This window comes from Nocardia sp. NPDC058633, assembly GCF_042717045.1.
Lineage (GTDB): Bacteria > Actinomycetota > Actinomycetes > Mycobacteriales > Mycobacteriaceae > Nocardia.
In genome coordinates this window covers 90,826-104,213 of the sequence record NZ_JBHXRA010000002.1, presented here as the reverse complement: position 1 = coordinate 104,213, position 13,388 = coordinate 90,826, and the positions used below count along the sequence as shown (strand labels likewise).

Annotated in this window: 8 protein-coding genes and 1 pseudogene; 6 read left to right on the top strand and 3 right to left on the bottom strand. The window is 65.4% G+C overall.

The features are described 5' to 3' along the window. Positions 1-316: 316 nt before the first annotated feature. Positions 317-2,476 carry a heavy metal translocating P-type ATPase gene (locus ACFWUR_RS02545; protein ID WP_378900750.1) on the top strand — a complete coding sequence of 720 codons (2,160 nt, stop codon included), beginning with the start codon at positions 317-319 and terminating at the stop codon, positions 2,474-2,476. Between the two features lie 139 nt (positions 2,477-2,615). On the opposite strand, the gene ACFWUR_RS02540 is transcribed toward ACFWUR_RS02545, so the two are convergent. Next, a complete protein-coding gene (locus ACFWUR_RS02540) occupies positions 2,616-2,801 on the bottom strand; it encodes a hypothetical protein (protein ID WP_378900748.1) in 186 nt (61 codons plus the stop codon). Between the two features lie 542 nt (positions 2,802-3,343). On the opposite strand from ACFWUR_RS02540, the gene ACFWUR_RS02535 reads away from it, so the two are divergent. Next, positions 3,344-3,655 (top strand): EthD family reductase, encoded by a 312-nt coding sequence (locus tag ACFWUR_RS02535; protein ID WP_378900745.1) that lies wholly within the window; start codon positions 3,344-3,346, stop codon positions 3,653-3,655. A 671-nt stretch (positions 3,656-4,326) separates the two neighbouring features. Beyond that, positions 4,327-5,637 (top strand): DUF1254 domain-containing protein, encoded by a 1,311-nt coding sequence (locus ACFWUR_RS02530; protein WP_378900742.1) that lies wholly within the window; start codon positions 4,327-4,329, stop codon positions 5,635-5,637. 246 nt (positions 5,638-5,883) lie between these two features. On the opposite strand, the pseudogene ACFWUR_RS02525 reads toward ACFWUR_RS02530, so the two are convergent. After that, positions 5,884-6,010, bottom strand: a pseudogene (locus ACFWUR_RS02525) (IS3 family transposase); the annotation flags it as partial. 871 nt (positions 6,011-6,881) lie between these two features. Here ACFWUR_RS02525 and ACFWUR_RS02520 point away from each other — a divergent pair. Next, positions 6,882-8,228: an alpha/beta fold hydrolase gene (locus ACFWUR_RS02520; RefSeq protein ID WP_378900739.1), complete on the top strand. Its 1,347-nt coding sequence runs from the start codon at positions 6,882-6,884 to the stop codon at positions 8,226-8,228. Between the two features lie 378 nt (positions 8,229-8,606). Here ACFWUR_RS02520 and ACFWUR_RS02515 read toward each other — a convergent pair whose 3' ends face one another. Continuing rightward, positions 8,607-9,857, bottom strand: a complete 1,251-nt coding sequence (locus ACFWUR_RS02515) for a PucR family transcriptional regulator (RefSeq protein ID WP_378900736.1) — start codon at positions 9,855-9,857, stop codon at positions 8,607-8,609. A gap of 161 nt (positions 9,858-10,018) precedes the next feature. On the opposite strand from ACFWUR_RS02515, the gene ACFWUR_RS02510 reads away from it, so the two are divergent. Continuing rightward, positions 10,019-11,461 carry a class I adenylate-forming enzyme family protein gene (locus ACFWUR_RS02510; RefSeq protein WP_378900733.1) on the top strand — a complete coding sequence of 481 codons (1,443 nt, stop codon included), beginning with the start codon at positions 10,019-10,021 and terminating at the stop codon, positions 11,459-11,461. Positions 11,462-11,548: 87 nt separating this feature from the next. Further along, positions 11,549-13,360: a DUF3556 domain-containing protein gene (locus ACFWUR_RS02505; protein WP_378900730.1), complete on the top strand. Its 1,812-nt coding sequence runs from the start codon at positions 11,549-11,551 to the stop codon at positions 13,358-13,360. Positions 13,361-13,388 lie beyond the last annotated feature (28 nt).

Genomic DNA, 13,388 nt, shown 5'->3' with positions numbered 1-13,388 from the left:
CGGGTTTGGTCAACCTCGCCACGCGCCACGGCGACGCACTTTCCCGAGGCAATCGACGCCAGCAGGCCTCGACCGAAGGGTTCGCCTACGCGCTCACCGTTGCCGCGACCCTGGTCGTGCTCGCCGCGGTGCTGATCGCCACGATGTTGCGCAACTGTTCGGCTTCTATCGGAACAGCAGTGAACCAGCGAAACTGGTATCGCCCGTTTCGGGTGCGACCGACTCCTCTCGTCGCGAGTCAGGTAGCGACCTCGGCAGGCCGCTCGACCTGGGTCATCCCTGCGTATATACCCACCTAGGGTATATAGTCGCGACTATGTCCACTGATTCCTCATCCTCCGGCGGCGGCTCAGACTCGCCTGATATCGGCCACGAGCATCACGGACACGAGGGTCGTGAGATGCCCGCGCTGTCTCACGACAACAAGCCTGGTCACACCGGCCACCAACTCGAGACAAGCTCGGCCGGTCATGATTCGCACTCTGGTCACGGCGAGCACGCCGGACACGGTGACCATGTCGCGGTGTTCCGGCGACTGTTCTGGGTGATGCTGGTCATCGCGATTCCGGTGGTGACCGCGGACATGATGTTCGCCGACCTGATCGGCTACACCGTGCCGGGCGCGTTGTCATGGGTATCGCCCGTCCTCGGCACGGTCATGTACCTGTGGGGTGGGCGCCCGTTCCTGACCGGTGCGGTGTCGGAGATCCGTTCGCGACAGCCCGGGATGATGTTGCTGATCGCGTTGGCGATCACCGTGGCCTTCGTCGCGTCCTGGGGTTCCACGCTCGGGTTGCTGGCTCACGAGCTGGACTTCTGGTGGGAACTGGCGCTGCTCATCGTGATCATGCTGCTGGGGCATTGGATCGAGATGCGCTCGCTCGGGCAGGCATCGAGCGCGCTGGAATCGCTGGCCGCGTTGCTCCCTGACGAAGCCGAACGTGTCGACGACAACGGGGCGGTCAGCACCGTCGCATCAAGCGGATTGCAGACCGGCGATCTGGTGGTGGTCCGGCCTGGAGGACGGGTGCCCGCTGACGGCGAGGTCGAATCCGGCACCGCCGACGTCGACGAATCCATGATTACCGGTGAATCCCGGCCAGTGCGCCGCGGACCCGGTGACCACGTCGTCGCCGGAACCGTCACCACCGATTCCGCACTGCGGGTGCGTATCACCGCCGTCGGCGACGACACCGCCTTGGCCGGCATTCAGCGACTGGTCGCCGAAGCTCAGAACTCCACTTCGCGCGCTCAGGTTCTGGCCGACCGCGCCGCGGGCTGGCTGTTCTGGTTCGCCTCCGGTTCCGCGGTCATCACCGCGGTGGCCTGGATGATCCTCGGTCAACCCGAAGCCGCGATCACCCGCACCATTACCGTTCTGGTGATCGCCTGCCCCCACGCTCTCGGTTTGGCGATTCCGCTGGTGGTCTCCATCGCGACCGAACGGGCGGCCACGGCAGGCATCCTGATCACCGACCGCCGCGCTCTCGAACAGATGCGCACCGTGGACGCGGTCTTGTTCGACAAAACCGGCACCCTGACCCGCGGCGAACCTGCCGTCGTGGCCGCGACCGCTACCACGACGTCAACCGGCGAAGACGAGGTCATCGCACTGGCCGCGGCGGCCGAAGGCGACAGTGAACACCCCTTGGGCCGTGCCATTGTCACCGCCGCGTCCAATCGCGGCCTCGACGTGGCCTCGGCCACCGACTTCACCGCCCGCAACGGTATCGGCGTCACGGCTACCGTCGGTGGGGCGACGGTCAGCGTCGGCGGACCGGGAATGCTCACCGAGCGCCACCTCAGCCCCGCACCAGAAGCCGCGAAATGGGCTGAGCAGGGATCGACTGTTCTGCACGTCCTGCGCGACGGCGAGGTCGTGGGCGCCCTGGCCTTGGCAGATGAGATCCGTCCTGAATCCGCTCAGGCGATCCGAGCGTTGCACGATCACGGAATCCACGTCGCCATGATCACCGGCGACGCCGAACCCGTTGCCCACACCGTGGCCGCGAAGCTCGGCATCGACGAAGTCTTCGCCGGAGTTCTGCCACAAGACAAAGGCGCCGAAGTCCAAGCCCTGCAGGACGCCGGTCACAAGGTCGCCATGGTCGGTGACGGCGTCAACGACGCCCCGGCCCTTGCCCGCGCCGACGTCGGCATCGCCATCGGTGCGGGCACCGACGTCGCCATCGCCTCGGCCGGAGTCGTCTTGGCCAGCGACGACCCGCGTTCGGTGGTCTCGGTCATCACGTTGTCGAAAGCGACCTACCGCAAGATGATCCAAAACCTCACCTGGGCTGCTGGATACAACGTCATCGCCGTTCCCCTCGCTGCGGGGGTGCTTGCGCCCTGGGGGATCACGCTGCCCATGGAGGTCGGCGCGCTGCTCATGTCCGCCTCCACGGTCGTTGTCGCTGTCAACGCACAGCTGCTGCGCCGTCTCGACTTGAACCCGGATGCGACCACGTCGCGCTGATCCATCCGAGTCGGGCATCGGCTGGCAGCGTCCGATTCCTGGCTGCGTCGAGTCATGATGACTGTGCGCGACTTCGGGGTACAGCTACGTCGCCGGGTCTTCTCCGCCCATGCCGGGACAAGCTTTCGGCGCTACCGAATCACGCATGCTCAGTGTCGGGCGCGCAATCGTTGCAGGCGCCGATTTCACCACCGCCTCCTCCGATGCGGGTTTCGCCGGCCCGTCGCACTTCAGCAATACCTTCCATGCGATGTGCGGCCTGACACCCAGCAGCCTGCTCGCCGCCAAAACCCGCGTCGTCGTACTCGAACCGCGGCGTGGCCATCAAGTCACCAGTACCGAACCGTCGTACAAGCTTCACGAGGTTGGGCTCTGCCGGTGGATAGGCCCAGCGACAGCCCAGAGCAGTATCCAGTGAGCGACGCTATGGAGACAGTGAGCTCGGGAACCGCAGAACCGGCAGGGCCCGCGCCGAATCCACAACCGCCTGTCACCGCCCACGCGCCACCGATTCCACCGATCATGCAACCGCACGCGGTAACAGTCGCCCTGAGCAACTTGTGCGATCCAGCGGGCCGTCGCACACCCCGAGGAACACACTGGCCGATACCAGCCAGATCATGACCAGCTTGTCGTCATGTGGTTGGTCAACCTGAGCCGGAGCGTGACCGCCGCGTAGTGCGGGCTCAGCTACCCGCTCATCGGCATGACCGCCGGTCCGATGAGCGGCTCATTCGCAATGCGCTTGAACTTGGCGTGAAGTCTGACCTACTGTCCACCTCGCATTGATCGCGCACTCCGGGGGTGTTGTCCACCGACTTCGACGTACCCACCGTGCTGGTCGCTCGCCGCTCAACGGAGGTTGTTATGCACAAGCTGATGGTCCTGTATCCACAACCCGCCGATCCCGACCACTTCCGCGACTACTACGTGAACAACCATCTTCCGCTGGTCAGGCTCATGCCCGGCCTGCTGGCGTTCCGCTACAGCTTCGAGGTGGCAGCGACACAGGGACAGACGCCGTACTTCGCGATCTTCGAGGCCGAGTTCGCTGACGCTGCGGCAATGACTGCGGCGAGGGCGTCTCCGCAGGGTAAGCAGGCGGCTGCCGATGTCGCCAACTACGCCACCGGTGGTGCGGTCGTCATCCACTTTCCGGTGCAGAACGGCACCTGCTGAGCCTGGCCCTGAGGCGCCGCCGTATACGCGGTGAGTCATGTTCGCCACGTCCACGCGGAACCGGCGCGCTCTCTTCAGCGCAACAAGATTCAATGCCGGGATGGAGCGGTTCGCTCACGCTTCGGATTGGGCCGGGGTAGCGGCGAATCCGGTGTCACCGAGAGTGACGACGCAGGGCCGCTTCTCGCGGTCCAGTGTCGTGGAGTGCTTCAGCGAGGTGAACAACCGCTAGCGGGCTCGGCCAGGGTAAATCGGGCTAGCCGACCCACAGAAGGCGACGTGCCCTACTGCCGGGACGCCGTCGAACCCCTTACGCCCGCCAGCCGCGATCATCGCATCGAAGCCGCTGTGCGACTGGTGACGCGCTGCCTCTCGAAGCCCTCTCCTGGGCGAGGTGCGGGATGCCTGCCGCAACGGATCGTCGACCCTGCACACCACCGGCGGCTTCCAGTCGGCGGTCGCGGCCCGCCTCACCCACCTGCTCGCCGCGGCGACGTCGCGGCGAGCGGACGGGTGTACTCGCTGGTGCCCGGTTCGCAGTGACCAGAAGCTGTCGATGGCGCGGACCCCTTCGCTCAATTCACCCCCTGTGGGTGATGTTTCTCGCGGGGCCGACACCGACGATGGATGCGGCTGATCTCACCGGGATCATGATCTGCGATGGAGGCGTAATGAGCGTGTTGTCCAGCGATCTGAAAACCTTGAGCTATGGGGCGTATGTCTACTTGTACTCGCTGGTGACGATGGATGTCACTCGGCGGCAGCAGACGAACTCTCCGGCCGGTTCGACCCCGGGTTTCGGACCGCCGAACCAGTTCCATCACATGCGCGAATTGCCTGATGTAGTTTTCCGCGCGGTCGTACGCCCGAACTTCGACACGCTGTACTCGTCGGCGTGGCTGGACCTCACCGCCGGTCCGGTCCACATTCATATTCCCGACAGTCACGGCCGGTACTACATGATGCCGATGCTCGACGCCTGGACGGACGCGTTCGCCACACCCGGGAAGCGAACAACCGGCACCGAGGCGCAGGACTATGTCGTCGTCGGGCCGAGTTATCGCGGACAGTTACCCGCCGGCATCCCGGTGATTCAGGCGCCGACCCCGATCGTGTGGGTGATCGGGCGAACTCAGGCGAACGGCCCCGATGACTACGCGTCGGTCAACGAGTTCCAGGCCGGACTCCGGATTACCGAGCTCGGCGATCGGCCGCCATTCGTACCCGATCCGGCCCTGGTCAGCGAGATCGAACCGCTGCGCAAGGTCAACGAGATGACCGCGACGGAGTTCTTCAGCCACGCTGCCGCCGTGTTGAAGACGATCCCCGCTCACCCGACCGACTTCTCCATCCTCGCGCGCATCTCGTTGCTCGGTATCGTTGTCGGCCAGGACTTCGACGCGAACCGGTTCTCCGCCGCCGACCTCGCCGAGATCGACGCGGGCGTCAGTGCGGCGCGTGTCGATCTCCTCGCCGCGCGGACCACGATGATCCCGCCCATCGACGGCTGGATGAGCATCCTGTACGCCATCGGCGTCTACGGCAACGACTACTTTCGCAGGTCTGCGATCACTCTGGTCGGCCTCGGTGCCAATCCCGCCGAGGATGCGATCTACCCGCTGCTGGTACATGACGCGGCGGGCAACCCGCTTGCCGGCGGCGACGACTACGTGCTCCACTTCGATGCCGGGAAGCTGCCGCCGGTCGCGGCGTTCTGGTCGGTCACGATGTATGACCTCGAGGGCTTCCAGATCGCCAATGAACTCGACCGCTACGCCCTCGGCGACCGCGATCCGCTGAACTACAACTCCGACGGATCGCTCGACATCTACATTTCACACAAGAACCCGGGCCCCGATCGCGAATCGAATTGGCTGCCCGCGCCGGCCGGCCCGATGGGTATCACCTTGCGCCTCTACGCGCCCGACGCCGAAGCCCTCGACGGAACCTGGACCCCGCCGCCGGTCCACAAAGCGTCATGACAGCAACCTGGATTGGTCTCGGCAGTTTCGCACAGTAGCCACGCTCGCCGGGGCCGTGGGGCTGCTGCAGGATCTGGTGACAGCGTAAGCAGCCTGGCGGACTGCTGGAAACATGATGGTTTCGAATTCGATCGGGGTCGACCGGCCCAGTCGGGCTTGTCGGCGACGCCGGCGGTAGGTGCGCTGAGATCCGCCGTCGGTGTGCACCGGGCAACCGGACACGTCATCCGATCGGAGAAGACGCCTTTTGATCGCGCACAAGTACAGCTTGCCTTCGCCGGTCTGATATTCGGTGATACCACTGAGCCACAACTGATTCGGTGCGCCATTGCGGAATTTGCGTTGTACCCGTGTCGTCATGGACGGGCGGCCCTGGTTTGCCGTCCTTGCCGCGCCGAGGCCTGCCGGTCGCGCTCCACAACCGATTCGTCGAACAGATTCTCAGGCGACCCGCACGACTCGTCGCGGAACTCTTTCGGATACGGCTCGGGCACTGCGACATCCTCTCGAGCCTGCCTCTCGGCAAGCCATCTCGGTTGTCACTAGCCCTGCGGCAGTCCCCCCATGACCGCAGCACTGCGGGCATGACAGCCGACTGCTGTGTGACTGGAAGCGCTGATTTCAGCGACATCTGGCGGCTGCGATGATCATCAGGTTCGCGGGCGCGAGAGTGCCAGAGGCGGTGGCGATCACGTCGATCCTCCACGTACCGACTGTGGGTGTGCCGATTTCGACGACCTCGACGTTGTTTGGTCGAGTTCATGGTGAGTCCGGCGCCCTCCCGGGCGAAACAGGGAAGGTGAGCGCGTTCCCGGATGGCGGCGGTGCCGCCGGAGTGAGGATCGATGGGAGACCACGATGCGGTCCACACGGCGATGCCGTCGCCGGCAGATGATCTGGGCCGGGTCCGCCGTCATGAAACGCCGCGACCGGGGTGCCCGTGGCGGGGGAGTCAGCGAGGGCTACGTGTCAGCCGGAAGCGAACCGTTGCCTTTCATGCGCCCTGGGGCGTAATGGGCACGCGAGACCGCTGTGTGGATGAACGTTGCGTCGCGATACAAGTGCCTCACTGAACATGTTGTGAGGTAACACAATTGATGTCAGGCGTCCCACGAAGTGGGTGGGAGCTGCCTAGGCTCGGTAGTGGGCAAGGTCGCCTTCGGCCGTTTGTGAGATGAGGTCTGTGGACCTGGGCTCCGATATCGCACAGCTCGTTTATCGAACCCAGGAAGACCCGTGGAATCGTGTCAGAAACTGATCATTCGCAAGGGCCGAGAACTACAGGACTGCTGTGGGATGTCCCGCAGCTGCTCTCTGTCGACCCCTTCATGCGCTGTCCCAGCGATATCGCCGCCTACGCACCGGGCGCGCTGATCCGTAGCAGGCGAGTCGAACTGTCGCTGTTCGGATCGGTCCGCCAGCAGGTCCAAGCCTGGCAGTTGGCCTACCGCAGCAACGACCTGTTCGGCCGGGCGGAGATCGCGATAACAACCGTTGTGCTCCCCGCTGGTGCCGTCCCCGACCAGGACCGCCCGCTGTTGTTGTTCCAGTCCGCGATCGACTCGGTGACCGAGCGTTGCGCGCCGTCCTACGTGTTGCGCCACCATACGCGAGCACCGGGTTCGATCACCCGCCTCGAATGGCCCCTGATCGCGAACGCGCTCCGTCGTGGCTGGGCGGTCAGTATCGCCGATCACGGCGGCATGAAGGGAAGTTTCGGCGCGCCACGGGAACCGGGCTATCGCAGCTTGGACGGGGCAAGGGCCACGCTGTCGTTCGCGCCGCTCGGTCTGCATCCGCGAACGTCGATCGCGCTGTGGGGGTACTCGGGTGGTGGCATGGCCAGCGCGTGGGCCGCCGAGATGGCTCCGAGTTACGCGCCCGAGCTGAACCTGGTCGGTGCGGTGCTCGGCGCACCGGTAGGCGATCCCGGTGAGGTGTTCCTTCGGCTGCACGGAAGCCGATATTCCGGTTTTCCGCTGATGGTCGTGGCGGCACTGCGTCGGCTGTATCCGGACCTCGACGCCGCCCTCGATGCCGATATCTTGCCCGAGGGGCAGGCGTTGCTGGCAGCCGTCGAGAAGCTACCGCCGATCGTCGCGCTGCTGCGGATGTCGGGGCAGAGTTTCGACGACCATCTACGACGCCCGCTCGAGGAGATTCTCGCCGAGCCGAAGGTTCGAGCGGTGCTCGACGATCTGCGGTTGGGTTTGTCCGCCCCGGCCTGCCCGTTGCTGGTGATGCAGCCGGTCAATGATCAGGTGATCCATTGCGGCAGTGTGGACGAGCAGGTCGAACGGTACCGGGCCGCGGGCACGCACGTCACCTACGTACGCGACCGCTTGAGCGACCACTTCACGTTGCTTCCGCTGTCGACCCCCTTGAGTCTGGGCTGGTTGTCGGACCGCATCGCTGCCGAGCCCTTGGCGCCACCGAGCACACGAACCGTGCTGTCGTCGAGCATCTCGGCGCCGAGTCGGCGCGGACTGTTCGGTGTCGTCGGTACCGCGCTGGCGGTCGCTACCGGACGGCCGCTGATCGGTACGCCGATCGCTTCGCGCGGACGTCACCCGGTGGAGAAGGCGGCCTAGTATCCGGCCGACAGATCGCGGTGCTGTCGCGTCGATGAGGAATTTGGTCGGGGCCGGTGCGAGTCCTGAATACTCAGGGGCGAGTACCGGTCTCGAGTCCGTAGCCCCGGGCCGTCAACCGACCGATGTCCACGGCCACCTCCGCACTGTAGACAACTACCTGCCCTCCTGGGGGACGCTTGGGATCCAGCCGGATTTACCGAACGACCGGGTCGCCGCTTCCACGTCGTCCGCACCAAGTTCACAGGTGCGAATCCGAAGATGGAAGGGGAAGAACTGATTTGCGTCGGAGGAGGATTCTCTGCTCTGCGCTCGGCAGATGGGATTATGGTCGGCTTGCTGCATGCGATAGCTCTCCGGGGTTGTGAGCGCGCCAGGCTAGCTGCGACCTCGATCGAAGTGGGTGTGGCCCATCGCGGGTATGCCCAGTTGCGCGCAGGTCAGTAGAGCGACCTCGATGTCGAGTCTGCGCTCACTGAGCGGATGCCCCAGTAGCTCTTCGGCTTTGCGTACCCGGTAGTGGACGGTGTTCTTGTGTACGTGCAGTCGGGTGGCGGCATCGGTGTAGCTGCCGCGGGCCGCGAGGAACACGCGAACGGTCTCGCGCAACCGGGCAGCGGTCTCGTCGGCGCCGATCAACGCGCCCAACACGCGTACGGCCCACGCTTGCGCGTCGGCGATACGGTCAGCGAACAAGGCGGCCAATCCCACGTCGGCATAGGCGGTGAGGCCATGTCCGTGCCCAGTCAGCGCGACCGCACGAGCCTGCTGGGCGTCGCGGTAGGTCTGGCGAAATCCCTGGAGGCCGGTCGCGGGATCGCCCAGTGCGATGGACAGTTTCGAGTGAGTGCGTAGGTCATGGGCGAGCTGTTCGGTGTCGAGCACCGGTCGCGCCACCGAGGAGATCCACACCCACCGGTTGTGGTCGTCGACCTCGACAGTCATCGGGGTCTTGCCGGTCGCGGCAGCGAGTAGTGCTGTGCCTGCGCGAAGTGATGCGCGAGGATCGCTCGCCTCGGGCGGCGTCCACAACATCGCGAACTGGTGCCAACCGCGCAGCGAGACCGACAGCATCTGTTCGGCTGAGGCCACATCCAGGTCGTCAGCGTTGAGGACCGCGCGCACCTGCGCGACGCGGGCAACGTCGGTCCGCGCGTCCCAGCGACGTCGCTCGCTCGCATAGATGTCGATCAAGCCTTCGATCACCTGATCGATATAGCTGTTGACCACGTCGGCCATCCGCGCCGCGGCGGCCAGGGCGACGTCGGTGGCGGGGTTCAGCTCGATCAGCTGCGTCATCGTCCACTGGACGAACATGTTCTCGCCGAGCCGATACGCGCGCAGCAGCGCCTCGAGTGACAGGTCGTGCTGGGCGAAGCGGCGGGCGTATTCGGCCGCGGCGGGCGGCACGGTGATGTCGTCGAGGCCGATGGCCAGGGTGAGCATGTCCAGGATCGCGGTGAGGTTGGACTCGGTGCTGGCGACCATCAGCCTGCGAGCCTCGTCGTCGTGCCGGAATTCGGGGATGACCTCGACGAACATCGCGATCATCGTCGGTGCCAGCCGGTGGAGGTCGGCTTTGATCCGGGACGCCACCTCCCGCACGAGCGGATCGTTGTCGGCAGCCATGGGCGCAGACAGTACCCCCGGTGCGCGGTCGGGCGGCGCCGTTTGTGCTCGTGGCACAACATGTCGCCGCAACGCTGGTTCGGTGGCCCGTAGCTGGCTTCGTCTCCGAGCCCTAGCTTGGGATATGTAATCCAGATCACATACGTCTTCGATGAGGAATCATGCGACACATCGCCGAACTGCCCGACGTCAGAGCCGCCGCCGACCCGCAGGGGCACAGCGTGGCCGACGAGACCGTCGCCTTGTCGAACGCGCAGTTCCGGGTGCGCGTCGATGCTGCCGCTTCGATTTTGCGCGAGGCGGGCGTACGGGCCGGCGATGTCGTCGCGGTAGTCCTGCCGAACCGCGTGGAACTGGTGGTGACCCTGTTCGCCGCCTGGCGGCTCGGCGCCGCGGTCACTCCGGTGAACCCAGGGCTCACCGACGACGATATCTCCTACCAGATCGAGGATTCCGGCGCCGAGGTCGTGATCGGTGAACCCGATCGGGTCGCGGTCACCCTCGATGTCGCCGCCTTGGCAGAGCCGACGGGCTCGGTCGCGGTCGCCGCGCCGTCCAACGGCCCGGCGCTGATCATCTACACCAGCGGGACCACGGGCCGACCCAAGGGCGTGGTGCTCGGGCACGACAATCTCGCCGCAATGTGCACGATGATCATCGACGCTCTGGTCCTGGACGAGAACGATCACAGCCTGCTGATTCTGCCGCTGTTCCACGTCAACGGCATCGTTGTCAGCGTGCTCTCCCCGTTGCTGGCGGGCGGGCGCACGACCCTCGCGGGCAAGTTCTCCGCGTCCGGGTTCTTCGACACCATCCACCGGGTCCGGCCCACCTACTTCTCGGCGGTGCCCGCCATCTACGCGATGCTGGTAGCCCAGCCCGGCGGAGAGCGTCCTGATACGTCGTCGCTGCGGCTGGCGATCTGCGGCGCTGCCCCCATGCCTGCCGAGCTCATCGCCCGCTTCGAGCAGCGCTACGGTGTGCCGATCGTCGAGGGCTACGGTCTGTCCGAGGGAACCTGCGCGTCGACCCTCAATCCGGTAGCGGGCCAACGGAAGCCGGGCACTGTCGGGCTTGCGCTGCCCGGCCAGACGGTGGCGATCATGGACCCCGACGGCCAGCTGTCAGTATTCGGCGAACCAGGCGAAGTGGTAGTCCGGGGCCCGAACGTGATGCGCGGCTATCTCGGCAAGCCGACGGAGACGGCCGCGACCGTGGTCGACGGCTGGCTGCACACCGGCGACGTCGGCTATTTCGACGACGACGGCTACCTGGTCCTGGTCGACCGGATCAAGGACATGATCATCCGGGCCGGTGAGAACCTGTACCCCAAGGAGATCGAGAACGCGCTCTACCGGCATCCGGCCGTCCACGAAGCCGCGGTGGTGGGTGTTCCCGATGCCGTGCTGGGCGAGGTGCCGGTCGCTCACGTGGTCGCCGCGCCACAGGCCACGGTCACCGTCGAAGAGCTGATCGAGCACTGCCGTGCGGAACTCGCGGCATTCAAAGTTCCCGCCGCGATCGTGTTGACCGCGGAGATGCCACGCAATCCGGTCGGCAAGATCGACAAGAAGCAGCTACGGGTCATGGCCGCGCGCGCCTGAGCGGATCCGCACAACCCGATTCGAACGAAAGACAGTCTTTCGGTCGCGATCACTCGCGCCCGGAAGCAGGAAGAAAGGGATCGAGCCATGGGATTCAAGACGGGAGATTTCCCGCCGGTGGACACCGACACATTTCTGGACCTACCCCTGCGGGAACGTGTTCGGACACTGGCACTGCATTGGGCCGAGTACGGATTCGGCACACCGAAGATGATCCACACCATCTACATCGCGAAATTGCTTGTGCTGTACATGTTCGGCGGTGTCCTAGTCGCTACCTCCACCTCTGGCACCGGCCCGTTCTGGGATGTGGCGCAGTGGTGGAACCAGCCGATCGTCTACCAGAAGCTGGTCTTGTGGACCGTGCTGCTCGAAGCGCTCAATATCGCCGGCTCGTGGGGCCCGCTGGCAGGCAAATTCAAGCCGATGACCGGCGGCATTGCGTACTTCGCCCGGCCGGGCAGCATCCGCCTGCGACCGTGGCATCGGGTGCCGTTCACCAACGGTGACGCACGCACCCTGCTGGATGTGGGGCTGTATCTCGGCTTCCTCGCATCCCTGCTGGTCGCGCTGCTGGCACCGGGCCGGACTACCGCCTCGCTGCTGGAAGCCCTGCCGGACAACACCTCCGGCCTGGTCCGACCCGCGCTGCTGATCGCGCCGATCGCGCTCTACATCCTGTGCGGGCTGCGGGACAAGACGATCTTCCTGGCGGCTCGCGGCGAACAGTATCTGCCCGCCCTGCTGTTCTTCGCCGTGCTGCCGTTCACCGACATGATCATCGCGGCCAAACTGCTGATCGTGATCGTGTGGGTCGGAGCCGGTGCCTCCAAGTTCGGCAAGCACTTCACCAATGTGGTGCCCCCGATGGTGTCCAACAGCCCGTCGATGCCGTTCCGGTCGATCAAGCGAGCCCACTACCGCGACTTCCCGCGCGATATCCGACCCTCGCGCGTTGCCTCGCTCATGGGTCACGTCGGCGGCACCACCATCGAGGTGATCGTCCCGATCGTGTTGCTGTTCTCGACGAACCACTGGCTGACCCTGGCCGGTGTCGCGATGATGGTGATCTTCCACCTGTTCATCACCTCCACCTTCCCACTGGCCGTGCCACTGGAGTGGAACATCCTGTTCGCCTACCTCACCGTGTTCCTGTTCCTCGGCTTCCCGAACTCGCACGGGTACGGCGTATTCGACATGTCGTCTCCGTGGCTGACGGTGGTGATCGCGGCAGGGCTCGCCTTCTTCCCTGTACTGGGTAACCTGCGCCCCGACCTGGTGTCGTTCCTGCCGTCCATGCGCCAGTACGCCGGCAACTGGGCCTCGGCACTGTGGGCCTTCGCACCGGGGGCCGAGGCCAAGCTGAACACCATCGCGCACCGCCCTGCCGACAACCAGGTCGACCAGTTGCTGGCCATGGGGTATCCGCCCGCGGTCGCCGAGATCACCATGCAGCAGACCATCGCCTGGCGTTCCATGCACAGTCAGGGCCGCGGCTTGTTCTCCCTGCTGTACAAGCACCTCCCCGACATCGATCGCCGGACCGTGCGCGAAGCCGAGTTCGCCTGCAACTCGCTGATCGGCTTCAACTTCGGCGACGGCCACCTGCACAACCTCGACCTCATCAACGCGGTCCAGGCCCGGGTCGGGTTCGCCCCGGGGGAGTGGATCGTAGTGTGGGTGGAATCGCAGCCGGTGCACAAGAGTACCCAGGAATACATGGTCATCGACGCGGCTCTCGGTGTCATCGAACGCGGGACATGGAAGGTCGCCGACGCGGTCGAGGCGATGCCGTGGCTGCCGGACGGACCGATTCCGCACACCGTGACCTGGCGGCGTGAAGACATCACCCATGCGGTCGCCGCACCGCACCAGGACGTGGTGGCTCCGGCCGAATAGGCCGGTACCGCAGGGTATCTCGAACACA